This is a genomic window from Acetobacter lovaniensis (genome assembly GCF_014207635.1).
Lineage (GTDB): Bacteria > Pseudomonadota > Alphaproteobacteria > Acetobacterales > Acetobacteraceae > Acetobacter > Acetobacter lovaniensis.
In genome coordinates, this window is record NZ_JACHIE010000001.1 from 38,011 (window position 1) to 60,076 (window position 22,066).

20 protein-coding genes and 1 tRNA gene are annotated in these 22,066 nt (G+C 55.1%); 13 read left to right on the forward strand and 8 right to left on the reverse strand.

From position 1 onward, the window contains the following. Positions 1–21: 21 nt before the first annotated feature. The 4 genes from HNR55_RS00145 to HNR55_RS00155 all read right to left on the reverse strand — a co-directional run bounded on the left by HNR55_RS00145 (position 22) and on the right by HNR55_RS00155 (position 2,789). Positions 22–1,605 (reverse strand): PepSY-associated TM helix domain-containing protein, encoded by a 1,584-nt coding sequence (locus HNR55_RS00145; RefSeq protein WP_166109724.1) that lies wholly within the window; start codon positions 1,603–1,605, stop codon positions 22–24. Then, entirely contained in the window at positions 1,602–1,901 is a 300-nt protein-coding gene (locus HNR55_RS00150; protein ID WP_166109726.1) for a hypothetical protein, read from the reverse strand. Before HNR55_RS00150 ends, HNR55_RS00145 begins: the two co-directional genes overlap by 4 nt. Positions 1,902–2,203: 302 nt before the next feature. Next, positions 2,204–2,335 (reverse strand): hypothetical protein, encoded by a 132-nt coding sequence (locus tag HNR55_RS16840; RefSeq protein ID WP_260400814.1) that lies wholly within the window; start codon positions 2,333–2,335, stop codon positions 2,204–2,206. A 292-nt stretch (positions 2,336–2,627) separates the two neighbouring features. Continuing rightward, positions 2,628–2,789: a hypothetical protein gene (locus tag HNR55_RS00155; protein WP_166109728.1), complete on the reverse strand. Its 162-nt coding sequence runs from the start codon at positions 2,787–2,789 to the stop codon at positions 2,628–2,630. Positions 2,790–2,861: 72 nt separating this feature from the next. Here HNR55_RS00155 and HNR55_RS00160 point away from each other — a divergent pair, with 72 nt between their 5' ends. From HNR55_RS00160 to HNR55_RS00170, 3 genes are all read left to right on the forward strand, one after another. After that, the gene (locus tag HNR55_RS00160; protein WP_184382488.1) at positions 2,862–4,001 is read left to right on the forward strand and encodes a L,D-transpeptidase; all 1,140 of its coding nucleotides are present in this window, start codon (positions 2,862–2,864) and stop codon (positions 3,999–4,001) included. A 77-nt stretch (positions 4,002–4,078) separates the two neighbouring features. After that, on the forward strand, positions 4,079–5,062 hold the full coding sequence (locus tag HNR55_RS00165) for a bifunctional enoyl-CoA hydratase/phosphate acetyltransferase (protein ID WP_198911903.1): 984 nt from the start codon (positions 4,079–4,081) through the stop codon (positions 5,060–5,062). A gap of 27 nt (positions 5,063–5,089) precedes the next feature. After that, the gene (locus HNR55_RS00170; RefSeq protein WP_166109731.1) at positions 5,090–6,295 is read left to right on the forward strand and encodes an acetate/propionate family kinase; all 1,206 of its coding nucleotides are present in this window, start codon (positions 5,090–5,092) and stop codon (positions 6,293–6,295) included. Here the strand turns inward: HNR55_RS00170 and HNR55_RS00175 are convergent, their stop codons facing one another. Then, positions 6,296–7,237, reverse strand: a complete 942-nt coding sequence (locus tag HNR55_RS00175; RefSeq protein ID WP_166109734.1) for a helix-turn-helix domain-containing protein — start codon at positions 7,235–7,237, stop codon at positions 6,296–6,298. A gap of 236 nt (positions 7,238–7,473) precedes the next feature. Between HNR55_RS00175 and HNR55_RS00180 the strand changes: the two genes are divergently transcribed. From HNR55_RS00180 to HNR55_RS00195, 4 genes are all read left to right on the forward strand, one after another. Then, a complete protein-coding gene (locus tag HNR55_RS00180; RefSeq protein ID WP_166109737.1) occupies positions 7,474–8,439 on the forward strand; it encodes a thiamine pyrophosphate-dependent dehydrogenase E1 component subunit alpha in 966 nt (321 codons plus the stop codon). Between the two features lie 25 nt (positions 8,440–8,464). After that, complete coding sequence (locus HNR55_RS00185; protein WP_166109740.1) at positions 8,465–9,496, forward strand: alpha-ketoacid dehydrogenase subunit beta; 1,032 nt, start codon at positions 8,465–8,467, stop codon at positions 9,494–9,496. A 3-nt stretch (positions 9,497–9,499) separates the two neighbouring features. Continuing rightward, positions 9,500–10,621 carry an acetoin dehydrogenase dihydrolipoyllysine-residue acetyltransferase subunit gene (locus HNR55_RS00190; protein WP_166109743.1) on the forward strand — a complete coding sequence of 374 codons (1,122 nt, stop codon included), beginning with the start codon at positions 9,500–9,502 and terminating at the stop codon, positions 10,619–10,621. A gap of 379 nt (positions 10,622–11,000) precedes the next feature. After that, positions 11,001–11,837, forward strand: a complete 837-nt coding sequence (locus tag HNR55_RS00195; protein ID WP_242005397.1) for a transporter — start codon at positions 11,001–11,003, stop codon at positions 11,835–11,837. Between the two features lie 30 nt (positions 11,838–11,867). On the opposite strand, the gene HNR55_RS00200 is transcribed toward HNR55_RS00195, so the two are convergent. Next, positions 11,868–13,199 carry an Nramp family divalent metal transporter gene (locus tag HNR55_RS00200; protein WP_166109749.1) on the reverse strand — a complete coding sequence of 444 codons (1,332 nt, stop codon included), beginning with the start codon at positions 13,197–13,199 and terminating at the stop codon, positions 11,868–11,870. Positions 13,200–13,478: 279 nt separating this feature from the next. Between HNR55_RS00200 and HNR55_RS00205 the strand changes: the two genes are divergently transcribed. Then, entirely contained in the window at positions 13,479–13,976 is a 498-nt protein-coding gene (locus HNR55_RS00205; RefSeq protein ID WP_166109752.1) for a peptide deformylase, read from the forward strand. Positions 13,977–14,109: 133 nt separating this feature from the next. On the opposite strand, the gene HNR55_RS00210 is transcribed toward HNR55_RS00205, so the two are convergent. Beyond that, a tRNA-Cys gene (locus tag HNR55_RS00210) sits at positions 14,110–14,183 on the reverse strand. Between the two features lie 150 nt (positions 14,184–14,333). Between HNR55_RS00210 and HNR55_RS00215 the strand changes: the two genes are divergently transcribed. From HNR55_RS00215 to msrA, 5 genes are all read left to right on the forward strand, one after another. Beyond that, positions 14,334–15,047: a protein-L-isoaspartate O-methyltransferase family protein gene (locus HNR55_RS00215; protein ID WP_242005369.1), complete on the forward strand. Its 714-nt coding sequence runs from the start codon at positions 14,334–14,336 to the stop codon at positions 15,045–15,047. A gap of 125 nt (positions 15,048–15,172) precedes the next feature. Beyond that, positions 15,173–16,612 carry a TolC family outer membrane protein gene (locus tag HNR55_RS00220; protein WP_086645998.1) on the forward strand — a complete coding sequence of 480 codons (1,440 nt, stop codon included), beginning with the start codon at positions 15,173–15,175 and terminating at the stop codon, positions 16,610–16,612. Positions 16,613–16,642: 30 nt separating this feature from the next. Next, a complete protein-coding gene (locus HNR55_RS00225) occupies positions 16,643–17,263 on the forward strand; it encodes a DUF2497 domain-containing protein (protein ID WP_166109755.1) in 621 nt (206 codons plus the stop codon). Positions 17,264–17,399: 136 nt separating this feature from the next. Further along, complete coding sequence (locus HNR55_RS00230) at positions 17,400–20,096, forward strand: valine--tRNA ligase (RefSeq protein WP_166109758.1); 2,697 nt, start codon at positions 17,400–17,402, stop codon at positions 20,094–20,096. Between the two features lie 62 nt (positions 20,097–20,158). Beyond that, entirely contained in the window at positions 20,159–20,680 is a 522-nt protein-coding gene (gene msrA / locus HNR55_RS00235) for a peptide-methionine (S)-S-oxide reductase MsrA (protein WP_166109760.1), read from the forward strand. Positions 20,681–20,700: 20 nt separating this feature from the next. On the opposite strand, the gene HNR55_RS00240 is transcribed toward msrA, so the two are convergent. Further along, entirely contained in the window at positions 20,701–22,056 is a 1,356-nt protein-coding gene (locus tag HNR55_RS00240) for an ABC transporter ATP-binding protein (protein ID WP_166109764.1), read from the reverse strand. Positions 22,057–22,066 lie beyond the last annotated feature (10 nt).

The following is a 22,066-nucleotide window of genomic DNA, read 5'->3' on the forward strand; positions in this document are numbered from 1 at the left end:
ATGGGAGAAACATCATGTGCATTAGGCAGACAGCCTGCATGTGGATCCTCTGGCCGCATGCAACAAAAAACTTCCCAGCACCAGCGCCACCATACCTACCCCAAGGGAAGGTATGGTGGCGCGTCCTCCAGCCATAGCGGCCAGCATAACAGGCGCTATGGCAATATTGGCACAACCAGCCACACGAAGCAGCAATGGTTCACGCTGACTTTCGCTCAGAATAAAAGCCAGCCCCATACAGAACAAAAAAACCGCATAATAAAGAAAAGATGCCTGCGCATAAGTTCCACCCAAGGGTAAAAACGGTGCGCATATAAATAAAATGGCAATGCCCGTTATGCATCCTGTAAGACACCCGGTTGTCAGGCAACTGAGCAGCCATGTGGCTCTTGTCTGCTTACTGGATTTTCCCGCATGCTGCTCCCGCTTTTGCCGCGCGATAATCCATAACCGGCAACCAGTGTAAAATAAAAATGCCCCCCCCAACCCAAGGCAATAATACCCCCATCGCACGGGAAGTCCGCCATAACTGCCAAAATGCAGTGCAATAAACGCGGTTAATGCCGCAAATCCGGCAGATTGATGCCCCGGCAGATAATCTGCCGATAAAACCTTACCGCTTGCCGGGTCCACCGCAGCAAAACCATTAGAGACCCCAAGCGTGGGATAACGCTCGTCATGCCCGGTGACTCTGAGCATTGTCCGGCTTTTTCCCTTGTTGAACTGCGTTGTATATTCCAGCGTATCCACGACAAAACCGGGAGCCTGCCTCTGTAACTCCCCCAGAACAGCCTGTGGTGGCATCAGCCCCTCCAGACTGACAACATTGTGGGGGGCATTATTTTTACTTCTGCTCTCTGCAGGGTCATGCTGTTGCGTCAAGCCATGTTCCGTCCTTTGCCCCTGCTGGAACAATTTTCCCTGCAGAGCAGAAATGGGCCCATGAAAAGCGAAGACAACTGCGGTTATCGCCATAATAAAATGAAATGGCAGGGAAAAAAATCCCACAAGATTATGCAGATCCAGCCAGACCTTGCGCGTGGCAGTGCCGAGCCGGAGAGCAAACAGCATTTTTTTCAAAGCCGGTAAAAATGCAATAACGCCAGAAACCAACGCCAGAAAATAACCTGCCGCCACACACCCCATGGTGTAACGCGCCGCAGCATGTGGCAAAGGCAGCCCGATCTGTTCATGCAACTGGTCAATAAAAAAAGGGATCCCGGATGGGCGGCTAACAAGGGTGCGCAGATCTCCATTGGGAGAGAGTGCACCAAGCACATAATCCTGTGGACCATGGCCCCTGTGCGTTGGGTCCTGCGGCCACATAAGGCGGGCAGGGCGTGCGTTATCCGGGTTAACCACTATAATATAATGTGTGCTTGCATCCGGGTATTGGGAAAAAGCTTTTTGCAAAAGCTGCGGCGTGTCTGCCAGTTCTACAGGTTTTGGCAAAGAGGGAACCGGTGTCAGCCAGACCTGTAAAGGCTGTTCAAACATGCTTATGGAGCCCGCATAAAACGCGACGAACAGGAACAGACTACAGAGAATGCCGACCCAGCTATGAACTTCCCGATAAACCTGCACAATGTCGGGGCGAATTTTCATGCTGTCATAACTTTCGCCAGTATTTCAAACAGGGCCCAGACAAATGTGGCCGCTCCACCCAGCACGATCCAAGCACGCAGGCCAGAACGAAACAGGAAACAGCTTCCCATAACGCCAAGCCACACCAGCACTGCCAGCCACATTAAAAACTGGGAGGAAGCCGTCCGTGTTTCTCCCGTGGTGTGACACAGCAACCCCACTACAGCCATGCAGCCAAAGGAGAACATGATTCCGGGCACAATGGCGGCCACCAGCTTGGCAGGCCATTGCCGGTTGGTCAGTGGCCGATCAGTCATGACCTTTTTTTCCAGACTGAAGCACGACCACAAGCAGGGGGAAAAAACTACAAACGATCATGAGAAGAAGCACGACCATAAAACAGGCGGTCTGCGTACTTTCCACGCTCCCAAGCAGGCAGACAGCCAGCACACCCAGCCCTGTGGCAGAACACTGGCAAAACCGAGGGTTGGGCCTGCACGTAAAAATGCACTGATGCCGGGATGAAAGGTAACACAACACTCCACACAGCAGAGTGCACCCTTCAGCTCCAAACAGAAGCAGGGCGGACATCAGCATCCCCCGTGCTGCATACACACCGTCAAACCCGTACCCTGTCTGCCAGGCCCCATGAGTTACGCTTCGCCATGAGGTAGAGTGTGCCTGCCAGCCAGACCACCACTCCGCCAGAAATAACAAGGCTCCAGTTGACCAGAGATCTGCCCCCGGTCACTTCTGACGGCCTGAGGCTGGCGATGCAGCATGGCTGCTCTAACAAGACGTGCCAGCAAGGTCATGTGGCTCATAAGTTTACCCCACCACATCATGTGAATAGGGGAGGTATATGCAATTAATAATTACTGTCAACAAAATCCGTAAAGCACAACTCCGCGACTGACCCGTCCTGTTGTGTTTAGGACACAACCCGACACAAGTTCTGCTCATTCATGTTATCTTTCGGCCTGACAATGAGAAGGCACACGCCCCATTCCTGCCGGGTCGAGCACGCGGATATTCAAGAGTAATCATGTTGCAACCCTGAGCAAACCGCCAGTTCTTTCATCCGGCATATGCAGGTTGCCCTGATTTTCAAAGTCAAGACTCAACCCAGGCGCAGCCCTTGCATGCACTATGATGAGAATAAACTCGTCATCTTGGATATTTCGCTTGCCAGAAAGAAGTGCCATAGTTACCAGCACTTAAAAAGAACAGGAGAACAGAACCCGGTGTACGCGGCGAGACATTTAATCTTTCCGATTATGTTTGGCTGCCTATTTGCTGCTCAAACTCTTCAGGCAGCACCGTATTCCGCCAGCGCGGATTTTGCTGAAGAACTCTCCAAAGCTGTAGGAGAGTCCTCTCCGCATGTTTTTTTTCCTAATGGAGACATAGCAGCACCCCTGCATATTCCCCCGGCAAAAAAGACTCCCGCACCAGTTCCACAGGCCAAGGCCGTGCAGCCCACCCCCGTACAGACAGCGTCTGTTACACCACAGCTCAAGACGTCCGTGCCGGTTAACGCAGCACCAGCACCAGCACCAGCACCAGCACCAGCACCAGCACCAGCACCAGCACCAGCACCAGCACCAGCACCAGCACCAGTCGTTGAGCTGGATGAAAAGCAGATACAAGCGGAAATAGACCGGCTCCGGAGTCTTTTCCAAAAAGATGTGCCCGGCGCATTTACCCCAACCATTACCCAAAAAGACACATGGCGAGCTCTGGCGCGTCAGCAGATTATCCAGTCTGGTTACGCTATTCAGATACCGCAAGCCGTGGTGGTTGCAGACCGCAACCCCGCCGTGCAGCGTGCCTGCGTTATTGTGGCCCGCCCAGATACGCCAGAATGGACCATTATTGGCTGCACACGCATATCCACAGGCACAATCGGCCGTAAACATCACTACATTACGCCCGTTGGTATTTTTACGAATACGGCAGAAAGACTAGGCTACCGGGCGCAGGGCACCAAAAATGAAAATGGGATCATGGGGAATGGCACCAAAGGCATGCGTGTCTGGGATTTTGGCTGGCAGGTTGCGGAAAAAGGGTGGCTCCCCAGCCGTGAACAAGGTCCGATCCGTCTGGAAATGCACGCAACCGACCCCGTTTTTCTGGAACGCAAGCTGGGGCATATGGCTTCAGCCGGGTGTATTCGCATCCCAGCCGCACTGAATATCTACATCGACAAGAACGGTCTGCTGGACTTGGAGTATGAGCGCAAAGCAGCAACCGACAAGCGTTTTCGTGCTCTTCTGCGGCCAGACAGAACACCATCTTCCCTTGCTGGAATGGCCGTTATTGTGGTGGACAGTGCATCTCCGCCCAATGTGACAACAGTGCAGGCCCCATCACCCAATCTTGTATCTGCCAGAATACCCAATTCGCCTATTCATTAGGCTGATCGCGGCCGAATGGCGCGTCTTTCTGCCATGTTGCAGAACTGGTGGAACACACAGAGCGGGCCATACCTGATATGAGACACACTTCACCCCTTTTTACGGGGTCCATGCCTCCATCACGCCAGCCAACATCCCACCAGCTTTTTACAGACCTTATAAACCGCGCCCTTGCACCTGATCCGGTTCCTTACGGGCTTGTCTGGCCGTGCGAGGATCACGCTCTGGCAGGACCACTGGATGCCGCACAAAAAGGTATCATCCACCCTGTTCTGATCGGGGATGCTCCGCGTATTCAGGCCATCGCACGCAAAAACCAGATAGACCTGAGCCCCTACCAGCTCATACCTGCACCAACACCGGAAGCCGCCGCCCAAAAAGCTGTAGAACTGGCCCGGGCAGGCCATGTGCAGGGATTGATGAAAGGCAGCCTGCATACAGATGCCCTCATGCATGCCGTGGTATCCCCCACCAATGGGTTATGCACTGGCCGCAGGATCAGCCATGTTTTTCTACTTGCTGTTCCGGGTTATGAAAAACTGCTGTTTGTGACCGATGCCGCCATTAATATTTCACCCGATCTTTCAACCAAGCGCGATATCGTTCAGAACGCCATAGACCTGCATACGGGGCTTGGGCTGGGAGTGCCCAAAGTGGCCATTCTCTCCGCTGTGGAAGTCATCAACCCCAAAATCCCTAGCACAGTGGATGCTGCCAGCCTGTGCAAAATGGCCGAACGCGGCCAGATAACAGGGGGGGTACTTGATGGTCCTCTAGGCATGGACAACGCCATAGACCCCGAAGCAGCCAGAATAAAAAACCTGTCCTCCCCCGTAGCCGGACAGGCGCAGATTCTGGTCACTCCAGACCTGGAGGCAGGGAATATGCTGGCCAAAAACCTGATCTTCATGGCGCAGGCGGACTCTGCTGGCATAGCACTAGGCGCCAAGGTTCCCATTGTGCTGACAAGCCGGGCAGATAGCGTGCAGGCCCGTCTGGCGTCCGCTGCCATTGGTGCGCTGTACGCCAGACATCTGGCGCAACAGAATGCCGCTTTTTAAGTCGCCCAGTTCCGCGGAAAACCACCCATGTCAGACGTTGTTCTTGTTTTCAATGCCGGGTCATCCAGCCTCAAGTTCACGGTTTTTCAGGTCGGCCAGAACCCCCTCATACAAAAGCTGATCAAAGGACGGATTGAGTATGATGTTGAAACATTTCATTTTTTTGCGTCCGACCAGAACGATCAGCTTATTGACCACGCGACTTACCCACTCAGCCAGAAAAAACCGCTGGAGCATCTTCTGGACTGGCTGGCCGACCATGAGCAGGGTCAGCACAACATTGTAGGGGTTGGCCACAGGATTGTTCATGGAGGGCCAGATTTTCTAGCTCCCGTACAGGTTACGCCAGAAATCCTGCGCCAACTGGAAGCCCTGACACCCTTTGCGCCGCTTCACCAACCGCAAACCCTTGCCCCGGTCCATGCCATCATGGCTTACCGGCCCAACCTGCTCCAGATTGCCTGTTTTGATACGGCTTTCCACCGCACCATGCCAGAAATCGCCCGGCTTTTACCGCTCCCACGCCGGTATGAAGAAAAAGGCATCTGCCGGTATGGCTTCCATGGTCTTTCCTACGATTTTCTAACCCAGCGCCTGCTCCAGATCGACCCCGCACTGGCAAAGGGCCGCACTGTTCTGGCCCATCTGGGCAGTGGTGCCAGCCTGTGTGCATTAAAGGGGGGCAAAAGTGTTGAAACCACAATGGGCTTTTCCGCTCTGGACGGGTTAATGATGGGGAGCCGCTGCGGAATGATAGACCCCGGCGCACTGCTCTACATGATGCGGGAAGAAAAAGCGGACTGGGACACTATGGTCAACACACTGTACCATCAGTCCGGGCTGCTTGGGGTTTCTGGTGTATCGTCTGACATGCGCGTTCTGCGCGAGCATATGGACACGGAGCAGGACCCCATATTACGGGAACATATCCAGCAGGCCCTTGCCTTGTCCGCCTACCGGATTGTGGAAGAAACAGGGGCTCTTGCCGCCATTATGGGGGGGCTGGATGGTCTGGTCTTTACTGCGGGCATAGGCGAACACGACGCCCTTTTGCGTCAGGAGGTCTGTCTGGCACTGGGCTGGCTGGGTCTCAAGCTGGACCATAAGGCCAATGCGGACCATGCGAGCATCATCAGTTGTCCCGACAGTGCAATCCGCGTGCGTGTTGAGCCAACCCATGAGGAACTGATCATCTGCCAGAATGTCCTGCCCTTTTTGCAGAACAGCCCATAACTACCCGGTTATGGAAGACGGAGCAGGCGGCAGGTTTTTCAGCTTTCGGTACAAGGTGGAGCGGCTTACACCAAGCAGGCGGGCTGCCGGTGCAATCTTGCCCTGCACCATGGCCAGAGCCCCCTCTATGACCGTCCGTTCCGCCTCCTGAAAATCCGGCACACCGGCGGCTCTGGCTCCCAGATCAAAACAGACACTGGTCACCTCCGGGTTGGCTATTCCCAACATGGTGCGTGCGGCGTAGGTCGCACCAACTACAATACGTTTATCGTCCAGAGCGATCATGGGGAGGGATATGCCATTTCCTTCACCCAGCAGTAAGACCGTCCTGTTACGGAAAGCTTCCAAAAAACTCCGTCGCTCCAGCCTGCGCGCAGCATCAACCAGCACGGCCTCCATCATCAGCGCCACACGGCCAGAAGGGTCCGAACGGATGGAACTGGCATCCAGTGCTCCGGCAACATGGCCATCAGGCCCGTAAAACGGCACGGCAGAGCAGGTCAGGTATCGCAAATTTGTGCACCAGTGCTGGTCCCGGTGCACGGTCACTGGCTGCCCCTCGACCAGACAGGTGCCTATTCCATTGGTTCCGGCTACGGCTTCCGCCCAGTTGGCGCCGGGCCACAGATGCCAGCGGCGGCATCCTTTTTCAAACGGAGGAGCGCCACGACGGGCGACGACAATCCCCGCCGGGTCGGCCAGCAGAACATTATAATCCAGCGTAGAGACAATCCCATGCAGCCGGTCCAGTTCCGGGTCGGCTATTTTCATGGTCACGCCCATGCGCTCGCGTGCCTGCCGCAGTTCGGCCGAGCACAGAATATCCGTACCCAGCGTGGTATCTGTGGGAATGGCGTATTGTTCGGCGCAACGGCGCCATGAGTTGCGGAGCAGCGGGGATAGCCCGGACCACACGCCAGAGGACAAAGTGAGTGAGTTCATATGCGCCTGTCCGTCCACAAAAATGTATCTGGCGAGTATTACGTTTCGGATATGCGACACTTCAGCTTCTGCCATCTCAAATACACGTGAGCCGAATTATCCTCTGGCTTCACCCTTTGGCATATCTCCCCGTAACTGAGTGCATACCCGCCTCGCTCTGTTTTTTCATGCGGAGTGGGGCGGAATAATTCCGTTATATCTTCCAACCCACACGGCAGTATCGCCCGGGGGCAGACATGCAGATTGCACACGATATTCTTCTGCGTTCCTACCGTTCCATGCGGACCATCCGCGATTTTGAAGAACGTCTTCATGTAGAGTTCGCTACCGGAGAAATTCCGGGATTTGTTCACCTGTACTGTGGTGAGGAGGCATCCGCTGTGGGTGTCTGCGCTCATCTGAGCGACACGGATACAATCGCCAGCACGCACCGCGGCCACGGCCACTGCATTGCCAAAGGTGTTGGCGTAGAAGGCATGATGGCCGAAATTTATGGGCGCAAAACCGGGGTCTGCCACGGCAAAGGCGGCTCCATGCATATTGCGGACCTGTCTCTGGGCATGCTCGGTGCGAATGGCATTGTTGGCGGAGGACCACCGCTGATCTGCGGCGCTGCCCTTTCGCACAAGGTGCTCAAGGATGGTGGCGTTGCCGTAGCATTTTACGGCGATGGCGCTTCCAACGAGGGCACGACGCTGGAAAGCCTGAATCTGGCCATGGTCTGGCAGCTCCCCGCCGTTTTTGTCTGCGAAGATAACGGCTATGGCGAAGCAACAGGAGCATCCTACGCCTGCGCAGGCACACAGAAGGCGCGCGCGGCAGGCTTTGGCATGCCGTATTTTGACTGCGACGGCACGGATTTTTTTGCCGTGCATGAGGCCGCCGGGCAGGCCATAGCCCACGCGCGCGCAGGCCACGGCCCGGTTATGCTGCATGTTCATCTGGCCCGCTGGTATGGCCATTTTGAAGGTGACGCCATGACCTACCGCGCCAATGGCGAAGTAGCCAGAGAAAGAAGCGAACATGACTGCTTACAGAACTTCCGCAAACACGTCACAGAGACAAGCCTGCTCGACCTGTCCGCACTGGATGACATTGATAGCAACGTAAAGGACGAAATCGAGGCTGCCGTAAAAGCCGCCAAAAACGCCCCATTGCCTGAACCTGCCGACCTTCAGGCAGACGTTTACGTTTCTTACTGAGCCACGCGCAATACGGAGTATTCTCATGTCCAAAAAAAGCTTCCGTCAGGCCATTAACGAAGCCTTGCGTCAGGAAATGCAGCGTGACCCACGCGTTATTCTCATGGGGGAAGATATTGCAGGCGGGCAGGGTGGTTCTGCTGGCGTGGTAGATGCATGGGGCGGCGTGCTGGGGGTTACCAAAGGGCTTTATACCGAATTTGGTGCCGAACGGGTGTTTGATACCCCCATTTCCGAGGCATCCTATATCGGGGCGGCCGTTGGGGCGGCCGCCACCGGCCTGCGCCCGGTGGCGGAACTGATGTTTGTGGACTTTGTTGGCAGTTGCCTCGACCAGATCATGAATCAGGCCGCCAAATTCCGCTACATGTTTGGTGGCAAGGCCCGCACGCCACTGGTTATCCGGGCCATGTACGGCGCGGGCTTTAATGCGGCGGCACAGCACAGTCAGGCGCTTTACCCGCTTTTTACCCATATTCCGGGGCTTAAGGTTGTTGTTCCCTCATCCCCTTACGAAGCAAAAGGGTTGCTGATCGAGGCCATAAGGGATGATGACCCCGTTATCTTCCTTGAAAACAAGGTCATGTATGATGACGAAGAGGAAGTGCCCGATGAGCCCTATTCCATCCCGTTCGGGGAAGCCAACCTGACGCGGGAAGGCGACGATGTAACCATTGTTGCCTTTGGCCGTATGGTCAATTTTGCCAACGAAGCCGCCGACAGGCTGGGAAAAGACGGCATAAGCTGCACGGTTATAGACCCCCGCACCACATCTCCGCTGGATAGCGCCACCATACTGGAATGTGTGGAAGATACGGGGCGGCTGGTCATTGTCGATGAATCAAGCCCGCGCTGCAACATGGCAACCGATGTGGCCGCACTGGTGGCGGAACAGGCGTTTGACGCGCTCAGGGCCCCCATACGTCAGGTTGTTCCCCCGCACACGCCAGTCCCCTTCGCGACCGTGCTGGAAAAACTCTACCTCCCGGATGCGGCCCGCATTGAATCGGCGGTTCGTTCCGTCATGGCCTACAAAAAAGCAAAGCAGGATGCCTGAGCAATGACAGACCTTATCACCCCAATCACAATGCCCAAGTTTGGTCTGGCCATGACTGAGGGAAAAATTACAAGCTGGAACATTCCCTCCGGCGCGCAGGTGGAAGCCGGGCAGGAAATTGCAGACATAGAAACCACCAAAATCACCAATGGTTACGAAAGCCCGGCTTCTGGCACGCTGCGCCGCCAGATTGCAACGGAGGGAGAAACCCTGCCCGTAGGTGCTCTTTTGGGTGTTCTGGCCGAACCTGCCGTAAGCGATGCGGATATTGATGCATTCATTGCAAAGTTTCAGGCTGATTTTTCATCCGATAACGCGGCCGACACGCCGGCCGATCACGCAGAACCCATTATGGTCAGCGTTGGGGATCTGACACTCCGTGTGCAGGAAGCCGGGCAGGGCGATGCTACTCCTGTCCTGTTCATCCATGGTTTTGGTGGGGACCTGAGCAACTGGATGCTCAACCAGAATGCTCTTTCCACCGACCGGCGGACGGTTGCTTTTGACCTGCCCGGCCACGGAGGGTCATCCAAAAATGTGGGGGATGGAACACCCGCAGGCTTTGCGGCAACAACTGCGGCTTTGCTGGATAAGCTGGGTATCACGAGCGTTCATGTTGTTGCTCACTCACTCGGAGGGGCCATTGCACTGGAGCTTGCCAAAACCTGCCCGCAAAAGGTGGCGTCTCTTTCCCTCATTGCTCCTGCGGGTTTGGGGCAGAGCATTAATATGGATTTCATTGAAGGGTTTATCTCCGCAGATCGTCGCAAAACGCTTGAGCCTGTCCTGAATTATCTGGTGCATGACAAAACCCTGATTTCTCGCAAAATGGTTGAAGACATTATTCGCTTCAAACGTCTGGATGGAGCACTTCAGGGCTTGCAGACAATCGCCAAAGCCTGCTTCCCCAATGGCAGGCAGGCAGAGGACCTCAGGTCCGTTCTGGCCAGTTTTGCTGGGCCAGCCCAGATCATCTGGGGGGAGGCGGACGAAGTTCTCTCACCCAATGATGCCAAAAACCTGCCGGATACCATACCCGTAACCCTGCTCCCCCAGACCGGGCATATGCCCCAACTGGAAAAAGCAGCAGACGTGAATGCAGCACTCATAAAGCTTGCAAAATAGATCACAGTTTTTTCCCTTGCAGCTCCATTTTGCTGCAAGGGATTTTTGGTCAGCCTTTTAAGGCCCTGCCATATCTTATCTCTCAAAACATGTTCTCTGAGCATTCTGTTCCGGGAATGAGACAGTTTTTATAGCTTGAGGACACAGCCGCGTGAACTCATGCGGTTTCCAACTATATTATATCTTCTTATTTTATATATCTCTTTCAAAAGCCCAGCCGCCATGCAGCGCAACGGTTGGCGAACAGGACTGATTATTCAATAACCCCAACACGCTGCGCCTGTTTTTACAACGGCAGCCTCCTTGATGGAGATCCTTCATGCTGTTTGGCAAAAAGCCGAAACGGCTCCTGCTGACCTTAAGTCTGTGTGGAGCCAGCATGCCGTTATTAACACCCGGCCTGTCCCATGCAGCGGATATTACCCTGGGGATCATTGGCCCGCATGAATATGACCTGCCCGTGGATTACAAGCCATTTAACGTACTGGTCCAGTATGGGAATGGTAATGCGTCGGGCAACACCTATAACAGCACCGGCCAGCGGGTACCGGCCCATGGAGGAAGCCACACATGGTCCGGGCTCACCAAATACGTGCATTTTCGCACATTTGACGCGCTCCCGCATGTCGGCTTTGCTTTTGAGGTCATCCAATCTGAAAACTATACTCTGGCAGGCGGCACAAATTACGGTGGGCTGGGGGGCACAATCGTAGGGCCTGCTGCGTGGTTTAAACCCAATACACACAGCACTCTTGGTTTTCAGACATTCCTGCAAACACCTTCGGGCACGCGGGATACTTTGGCCACGGGGTACTGGGCCAATATATCGAGCATTATTTTTGATTATGAATGGAAGCATTTTAGCTTTGACGGCGATGTAGGTACTGTTGTTGGCTCAACAAAACATAAAACCGGCCAACATAGCTATTCACCCGGCGTTGTTTTTTACAGCAATTTACGCTTTAGCTGGAAAGCAACAAAACTGATCGAGCCATACTTTGCCTTTGACTGGCAGAATGTTGGCGGAACATATGACCAGAGCATTCATTCAGACCTGAGCAACTCCAACAGCCGGGAAATAGCCCCCGGGCTAGGCGTTATGTTCAATATCAGCCGGACAATCAGTTTTACGACGCGTTACGCACATTCCATAGAAGGCCGCAACACGCCAGAAACAAACGCGTATTACGTGAAGTTCCTCTACCTGTGGCCATAGTACAGAATACCAGCAGGCTTGCCCCGGATATTACAGCGCGAGTGTGTCGTAAAGTAGTTTAAAATTCAGAATAAGAATAACCCCGGCAACAAACCAGGAAAGAACCGCAAAGGGGCGGGAAATGGCAAAAGAGCCCATCATTTTGCGGTCTGAAACAAACAGAACCAGAGGAATGACCGCAAAGGGCAATTGCATGGACAGCACAACCTGACTGGCCATGAGCAACTGACCAACACTTGCGTTACCATACAGCACAATACCGACCATAACCGGAACAATTGCCAGCCCACGGGTTAAAAGCCGCCGCGCCCAGTGTGGCAGTCTGAGATGCAAAAACCCTTCCATCACAATCTGCCCGGCCAGCGTTCCCGTAATGGTCGAATTTGTGCCCGCAGCCAGCAGGGCCAGAGCAAACAGGGTAGAGGCAATCCCCAACCCCAGAAGAGGGGAGAGCAGGTGGTAGGCATCCTGTATTTCCGCGACATCCTGATGCCCTGTTGTATGGAAGGCTGCGGCAGCAACAATCAGAATGGCGGCGTTAATGAACAGGGCCAGCATAAGTGCGATTGAACTATCCCATGTGGCCCAGCGTATGGCGTCCTTGCGGCCACGTTCCGTCCGCTCATACGCCCGGCTTTGTACTATGGAGGAATGTAGGTACAGGTTATGGGGCATAACGGTCGCCCCTATAATACCAATGGCAATATAGAGCATTTCGCTATTGGTCAGGATTGAAAGCGAAGGCTTCATGCCTGCCAGCACTGCCGCCAATGGGGGAGCGGCCGCGATAAGCTGCACGGCAAAACACAGCGCGATAATGCTTAAAAGCCCAATGATGAATGCCTCCAGATACCGAAACCCACGGTTCATGAGGAACAGCACCAGCAGGGCATCAAGGCTGGAAATGAACGCACCGCCAAGCAGGGGAATATGGAAGAGCAACTGCAATGCAACCGCGGTACCAATAACCTCCGCCAGATCGCACGCAATAATAGCCAGTTCGCAGGCAACCCAGAGCAACACATTAAGCACGGGATGAAAACGCTGCCGACAGGCCTGAGCGAGGTCCAGACCGGTTGCAATACCCAGACGGGCAGAAAGAGCCTGCAACAAAATGGCCATGCAGTTGGATAGCAGGATAACAGACAGCAAAACATAGCCGAACCGCGCACCCCCTTGCAGGTCCGTTGCCCAGTTGCCGGGGTCCATATATCCGATGGACACCATATACCCCGGCCCCACGTAGCTTAAAAAGCGCCGCATCCAATGGGTATCATCCCTCGGCACACGGATACTGGCGAAGGCCTCCGGCAAGGAATGCCGACTATCGGCATGATCGGGATGAAAGACAGGTGGCTGCATTATTTCTGGCACTCAGGCAATCCAGCTTGCTGGGCATAGGCGATGCCTTGCCCAGAGGCACAAGACCAGATTTCGGGAATAAGTACTTTATTGGTCCTCATTACAGGACTGTGGCAACAGATCTGCCATTGAGCAAGCCCCCAACACGTTCTTGAACGCAGCGATTAACCCGCAAAATCCCGCCGGGCTGTGCTCTTATGGTTTATGCCGTGTATACTACCGCGTTACAGGTCACGCACGACCGCCAGCAAACTGCTTTATTCTGTCAGAAGATACGCCATGACCGTACAGCCTGTTGTCCTTTTCCCCGATCAGCGTTTGCGTGCGGTTGCCATGCCTGTCACCTCGTTTGACAGCACATTGCGCACCCTTGTGACGGACCTGCTGAACACACTCCGCGCTGTTCAGGGGTTAGGCATAACCGGTCCACATATTGGCATTGGCCAGCGCGTGGTTGTTCTTGACCTGCCAGATTGCGATGAGCCGGAAACTTATATTAATCCAAAAATCATCTGGCTGTCCGAAGATACCGCCCTGAATGAAGAGGGCAGCATTTCCATGCCGGGCATATCCGCCACAGTTATGCGCCCGACAAAGCTGAAGATCCGGTACGCAGACCTGGATGGTCATATGCAGGAAAGGGAGGCAGATGGCCTTCGTAGTGTCTGCTTACAGCACGAGATTGACCAGCTTAATGGCGTGTTCTGGCTGCAAAAGCTCTCCAGCCTCCGGCGTAACCGCCTTATGGCACGGTACAGAAAACTCAGGCTGCCATAAGCTGGATGGCAGGCACCTGTTAACCAGCTACACCTGAGCACACATCTGCCCCAAGATATTTAGCCATTTCAGGCATGCTCTTTGGCGCAACAACTTGCGCCAGGAACATACATTTAACATTTTCAAGGGGGAGTGGAGGTCCGGGCGGGAATCGAACCCACATACGCGGATTTGCAGTCCGCTACATCACCATTCTGCCACCGGACCAACGGTGTATGGTGGGAGCGTTATGTCCTTTTCTTTCAAATTGGTCAAGCCGTTGTGTTGTGCCAATTTTAAAACAGTATGTCAGACAGACTCCTGCCCATGGTCAGCGCGGGTCAACCGGGTAGATGGCCAATCAGGAGTGTACGCAGCATGAATGCCCATACGGCCACCGCCATGCTTCAAGGAGAACAGTCAATGGATGCAACCCTGTATGCCCAAGCACGCAACCTGATGGTGGACGACCAGTTACGCCCATCCGAGATTACCGATTCGCGTATTCTGGAAATCATGCGCCACCTCCCACGTGAGGACTGTGTTCGCCCCGACCTGCGCAATGCGGCTTATGCTGATACCAGCCTGCTTCTGGCGCAGGGTCGTGTTTTGTCACAGCCCCTCCTGACTGCCCGTCTTGTGCAAGCGGCAGAACCAGCAGCCGGGCAGCGTGTTCTGGTTGTGGGAGCCTCCACCGGTTACACCTCTGCCCTTTTTGCACGGCTTGGCCTGCATGTGACCGCACTCGAATCCAATTCCGAACTGGCACAGATCGGGCAGAGGTTCTGTCAGGCTCAGGCTCCGGATGTTGTCTGGCAGCAAGGTGCTTTGACCGAAGGGTCAGCAGACTCGGCTCCTTATGACCTGATTTATTTTGATGGCTGCATTGCAACACTTCCTGACTTCTGCGACCGGCAGCTTTCCGCCAAAGGCCGCATTGTAGGTTTGCTACAGAGTGGATCATCCCTCCCGGAAGCCTTTAGTGCGGTCCGGGAGCCCGGATATTCCCAGCCATTCAGGCTGACATTCCTGTTCGAAGCGCAAGCGCCACTTCTGCCCGGTATGGTGCCTGAACACGCGTTCTCCTTTTAAAAAAGGGCACAGAAGGGCGTCTCATTTTCAATCCGTCACAAACTATAAAATGGAATTTAATCTCGCATCATGGCAAGGAACAGTGCCGCAAACCTATTGCGGTAACTGCAAGCGGGAGCAGCCTCATGCGGCGTATTTGCGAAACCGGCCTGAGCCTGGCGGTCATACTGTGCGGCACAACCGCATGGGCGCAAAAATACGATGGAAGCGGCTCCCCTTCCTTTATCCCGCATACACTGCAGGAATCTCTGGCCGCCGCGTATCTGACCAACCCGACCCTGCAAGCGGCACGCGCCTCGCTCCGCGCCACGGATGAGAGTGTGCCAACCGCCCTTGCAGGCTGGCACCCCACAGTAACCGGGCAGGTCGGCCTTTCTTACTATAACGGGATCAATGATTATCAGGGGGTCGGGCACCCCCGCACACACCAGTCCCTGCGCCGTTACGATACACCGGGATATTCGGCGGGTGTTGCAATCAATCAGCCAATTTACACTGGGGGTAAAACCACAGCGGCTACGCATGAGGCCGTTAATCAGGTCATGGCCGCCCGTGCACATCTGATTTCGGTTGAACAGCAGGTCTTCAAGCAGGTCGTCAGCGCCTATGTAGGCGTGATTGAAGACGAACAGCTCCTGCAACTGAACATTAACAATGAACGGGTTTTGCAGCAGCAGCTACGCGCAACCAGTGAACGTTACAGGGTAGGGGAAATTACCCGGACCGACGTTGCTCAGGCGGAAGCCGCCTACGCATCCGCACAGGCCGCACGCCAGCAGGCTGAGGGCACATTGCAGACTGCTCAGGCAACCTATATGCAGGTTATTGGCATGGCACCGCCCCCTAATCTGGTGCCGCCACAACCCTTGGTCCTGCCCGTTAAAAATGAGCAGACCGCCGCCGCACTGGCGGTCAGGAATAACCCCGATGTTATTCACGCACTTTTTACCGAGGCATCGCACAAAGATTCCGTGGGCGTTGCCATGGCTGCCATTCTCCCCAAAGTGTCTGCAACAATGGGGTATCAGCATCAGGTTAATCAGGCCCTGAACAACCAGATCAATGACAGTAAATACGCAGCTCTCAACTTCAATATCCCCATTTATCAGGGGGGATCGGAGTATGCGGCGGTCCGTCAGGCCAAGCAGCTTGCGCAGGAGGCACACCGGGAGGTGGACGTCCAGCGCCGCGCAGCGGCGCAGGATGCGGTTTCCAACTGGCAGAAGCTGGTCACTTACCGGGCGTCCATCGCAAGCAATCGGGTCGCAATCAAGGCGGGTACCGTAGCGCTGGGCGGGGTAGAGCGGCAGGCCATGGTTGGCACCAGCACAACCCTTTCCGTCCTGCAGCAGCAGGAGAGTCTGTTGCAGGCTCAGGTGGCCCTTGTGCAGAGCCTGAGCAACATGGTCCTGTCCTCTTACAACGTGGCAGCCGCCATTGGACGCCTGACTGCTGTTGATCTGAAGCTGAATGTTCCCCTTTATGATGACAAAGCATACTATAACGCGGTAAAGGATCGGTTATGGGGGTTGAACGATTACGCGCTCAACCAGCCGGGTCGATAATGTTAAGCCAGCAGTGGCAGGGATGTTTGTATGGTGTCGCCTCAGGACTCATCAGAAGAAACAGGTAAATCCGTAGCGGATACCCTGTCTTCCATTCGGCAGGTACTGCATGATGAGCACCTCTCGGCTACAGCAGAACATGCCCCGGAGCCGCAGGATGAACAGGACGACGATGTGCTTGTCCTCTCTCCATCCATGATGGACTCTGCGCAGCAGGGGGAAAAAGAAGCTCCCGCTGTCCCCACCCGTACCACGGATACAGCTCAGGCAGGCGGCAAGGCCGACCTTGTGCAACCGCGGGCCGTGGATCATGATGAAGTATTATCTGTAACGGATCTCAGGCAGATCGAACTTAACAAAAAGGCTGAACATACCATGTCTGGTCCACTGCCCATCCCTTTGAATGACGAAACGGTTTCCGATACCGCCAACTCATTTGCCGTGCTGCAGAAAAGCCTGCAGGAAAAATATCTTAGAGAACATGAGGAGAGAAAAGTGGCTGTCACGCATGAAGGGTCTCTGACGGTTGAAGACATCGTGCGCCAGGAAGTGCGCGTTTTCCTCAAAAAATGGCTTGATGCCCATCTGGCAAGCATTGTGCAGGCTGCTGTACGCAAGGAAGTTGAACGCCTGACGCAGCGCGGTCTGTAAGGTTTTCTTCCCCTCCACCGGCCTGTAACCCTATGGGAGCGGGCCAATGGAGGGGAATCCTGTGGTCTGTTAATTGCTTTGCAAAGGCGGGGGCTAGATGCCTTCCGCCTTTTTTACGTGGTGTGGTTGGATAAATATGCTGAACAAGACTTTTGAGCCTGCACAAACAGAAAACCGGCTGTACGACCTGTGGGAAAGCAAGAAGGCTTTCTCTGCCCAGCCAGCAAGCGACAAAAAACCTTTTACCATCATGATCCCGCCACCCAACGTTACCGGCACCCTCCATATGGGCCATGCGTTGACCATGACCTTGCAGGATACCCTGATCCGCTGGAAGCGCATGCAGGGGTTTGACACCCTTTGGCAGCCCGGCACGGACCACGCCGGCATTGCAACGCAAATGGTTGTCGAGCGCACACTAGCAGCCGAGGGCAAAACAACCCGGCAGGATATGGGCCGCGATGCCTTTATTGAGCGCGTGTGGCAGTGGAAGGAAGAATCCGGCGGGGGCATTACCCGCCAGCTGCGCCGCCTTGGTGCATCGCTCGACTGGCCGCGTGAGCGCTTTACCATGGATGAAGGCCTCTCCCGCGCAGTCAAGGAAGTCTTTGTTTCCCTCTACAAGGATGGTCTGATTTATCGGGACAGACGGCTGGTCAACTGGGACCCCGCATTCCGCTCCGCCATTTCTGATCTGGAGGTGGAAAGCAAGGATGTCGCGGGCAACCTATGGTACATCCGCTATCCGGTTGAAGGGCAGGGCGACGCAACCATTACTGTTGCCACCACTCGCCCCGAAACCATGCTGGGCGACACGGCCGTAGCTGTTCATCCCGAAGATGAACGTTACAAGGGCCTGATTGGCAAATTTGTTCGCCTGCCCCTGACAGGCCGCCTGATCCCGATTGTGGCGGACGAACATTCCGACCCGGAAAAAGGGACAGGTGCGGTCAAAATTACGCCTGCGCATGACTTTAATGACTTTGAAGTCGGCCGCAGGCACCAGCTCCCCATGCTCAGCATTCTGGACGAGCAGGCCCGCATTGTGCTGGACGAGATAGAAGAAGAACTCAGCGCGCAGGATGGTCTGGCCGACCCCGCCTTTGTTCGCTCACTTGCTGGCACCACGCGAGAAGAGGCACGCAAGATTATTGTCGCCAAGCTGGAAGAAACCGGCTGGCTGGAAAAAATTGAACCCCATCGCCATCAGGTTCCCCATGCGGAACGCGGGGGGGCTGTTATTGAACCCCGCCTGACCACCCAGTGGTATTGCGATGCTGGCAAACTAGCGGGGCCTGCCATTGAGGCCATTACCTCTGGCCGGGCCAGCTTTATTCCCAAACAGTGGGAAAATACCTTTTTTGCATGGATGCGTGACATCCAGCCCTGGTGCATTTCCCGCCAGTTGTGGTGGGGGCACCGCATCCCCGCATGGTATGGGCCGGACGGCCATGTGTTTGTTGCCCATGACGGTGAAGACGCGCAGCAACAGGCTCAGGCGCATTACGGCAAGGCAGAACCCCTGACACAGGACGAAGACGTACTGGATACGTGGTTCTCGTCTGCGCTATGGCCGTTTTCAACGCTTGGCTGGCCGGACAAAACACCCGAACTCGACCGGTATTACCCAACGGATGTTCTGGTAACCGGCTTCGACATCATTTTCTTCTGGGTCGCCAGAATGATGATGATGGGCCAGCACTTCATGCACGATGTGCCTTTCCGCAACATCTTCATCCACGGTCTGGTGCGCGATGAGCACGGGCAGAAGATGTCCAAAAGCAAGGGCAACGGCATTGATCCGCTGGAGCTGATCGAGGATTACGGCGCAGACGCCATGCGCTTTACCATTTGCGCACTAACCGGCATTGGGCGGGACGTCAAACTCGGCCGCAAACGGGTGGAAGACTATCGTTCCTTTATTACCAAGCTCTGGAATGCCGCCCGCTTTTGCGAAATGAATGGCGTGCGTGCCCCCGTCAACTTTGACCCCACACAGGTCCAATCCCCTCTGGGCCGCTGGATTCTGGCCGAAGCCACAACCGCCATTGCCGAGGCAACCCGTGCGCTGGATGCCTATCGTTTTGATGAATATGCACTGACCTGCTACCGCTTTGTCTGGAACCGCTTCTGTGACTGGTTCCTGGAATTTGCCAAGCCGGTCTTTAATTCCGCCAATGATCAGGAAGCAGCAGAAATCCGCGCCGTTGCAGGCCATGTATTGGGCGTTATCTTGCGTCTGCTGCAGCCTGTTGTGCCATTTGTAACAGATACACTGTGGCATGAATTCGGCTTTGGTGAGGAAGGCAGCCTGATAGCCGCGCAATGGCCTGAACCCATTGCCCCCACCGGTGCAGACGAAGCCGTAGCAGAATGCGGGCAGATCATTCGCCTGATTACGGAAATCCGCACGGTTCGGGCGGAAATGAACGTTCCGCCGTCACAGACGGCCCCTGTTCTTCTCAAGGATGCAGCGCCACTAACGCTGGAACGCATTGGCCGGTGGCAGGAAGCCATCTGCCGCATGGCCCGCGTAACACAGACAAGCTCGCTTGCCGGGGATATTCCCAAAGGCTCTGCTCAGGCTGTTGTGGATGAAGCTACGGTCATCATCCCACTGGAAGGGCTGATTGATCTGGCCGTTGAACGCGAGCGTCTGACAAAAGAACTGTCCAAAGCGGAAGATGAAGTCGCCAAGACCGAAAAAAAACTCGGGAACGAAAACTTTGTCAGCCGCGCCAAACCAGAAATCGTGCAGGAAATGCGTGATCGTCTGGAAAGCCAGCAGGGCGAATGTGTACGCCTCAAAGCGGCCCTGTCCCGCATAGCCTGAACAAACAGGCCCCACGAACCCGACATATTCGTGGGGCCACCTGACCGAAGGGGATCATACGCATGGCGGAAACAGCAGTGCTGGGGGGAGGTTGCTTCTGGTGCCTGGAAGCCGTTTATCGCCAGATGCGTGGCATAACCTCAGTTGTTCCCGGTTATGCGGGTGGCACGGTTTTACACCCCATATACCAGCAGGTCTGCTCCGGGCAAACGGGGCATGCCGAGGTTGTACAGTTGGAATGGGACCATTCCGTGCTGACTTACCGCCAGATACTGGACTGCTTTTTTACACTCCATGACCCCACAACCCTGAACAGGCAGGGGCACGATGTGGGAAGCCAGTATCGGTCCGTAATTTTTTACACGTCCCCGCAGCAGCGCGACATTGCCCAGAACGCCATAAGCAGCATCACGGATAGCAATTTATGGGGGGCAAAACCCGTAACCGAAGCGCTACCACTGGATACGTTCTGGCCAGCGGAACCCGAACATCATGATTACTACGCCAAGCACCCGTATGCCGGGTACTGTCAGGCTGTTATTGCGCCCAAAGTCGCCAAGGCCCGGCGGCTCTTGGTGCCATGATGTTACAAGCTGGGGAATAACTACTCGCGGCTGTCATCTGGCAGAAAAAAACGGTCGCTCTCTTCATCATAGTCAAACAGTTCTGCAAAACGGGTCCAGCCGATAATGGTCTGGAGTGTCTGCCGCGCATAATCGGGGGACATGCAGGCTTCCAGCTCGTCACGGAAGCGCTCGGCTTTAACGTTATGCGTCGGACGTTCATCCAGCAGGGTACAAATCATTTTAACCAGAGGCACATGGTGCCTGAGCGCATGGCCCATAATGGCTTTGCGCTCATCCAGATCACTCAATACAAAATGAACGCCCTCGTTGGTCAGCAGGATGTCTCCATCCTCCAGTTCGGCCAAGGCCAGCAGTTCCAGAGATTCCCCAAGCGGGAACAGATCATCCAGTTCAAGCTGTAATTTTTCTGCAAGAACCGGCAGATCCGCTCTCCCGTTCAGGGGAGGCGCGGCCAGAGCCTCCATCATGCCGATCATCATGGTAATGGATACGGGCATCAAAGCCCGGAACCCCGGCGCCACGGAAGATGCCGAGGAGGAGCGATGCATCAGATCCGCTTCCGAGATAATCGGCGCACGCTGTGTCATCAGTGCATAAATATGATCGACCAACTGGCGGAAGGCCGCATCCTCCCGGTTCCGTGGGTGAGGGAAGGGGACAGGCAACACATGGGCAATACGGCCGGGGTTGGAAGAGGAAATCACAATCCGGTCACACATCAACACGGCTTCTTCAATGTTGTGTGTCACAATCAGCATGCTCTGCACGGGCAGTTTGTTGTCTGACCAAAGCTCGACCAGATCGGTCCGCAGGTTTTCGGCAGTCAGAACATCCAGTGCGGAAAACGGCTCGTCCATCAACAGCAGGGCGGGGTTGACAACGAGTGCCCGGGCAAGCCCCACGCGCTGCTGCATACCGCCAGAAAGTTCCTTGGGCCATGCATTTTCGTACCCACCGAGGCCGATCAGGTCGATTGCACTTTCCACCAGCGGATCACGCTCAGCGGCAGGTACACCCTTTGCATCCAGACCAAGAGCCACATTTTCTTCAATGGTCATCCACGGGAAAAGGGCAAAGGACTGAAAAACAATGGCAACATCGGGTGTAGGCCCTTTAAGGGGTTCACCTTTCCACAATACCTCGCCCGATGTAGGCGGGAGCAGCCCGGCAATAATCCGCAACAGCGTGGATTTGCCCGACCCGGAACGTCCCAGCAGCCCGACAATCTCACCGGCATGGATCGTCAGGTTCACGTCATCAAGCACCTGCACATCCGCAGTGCTGTCCTTATGATAGAACTGCCGGACATTGCGCAGCTCCGCCAGAACTGTCTGTTGCGGCGGAGTACGCCCGGGTTGAGAGGGAAAGACCATTGCAGGTTAA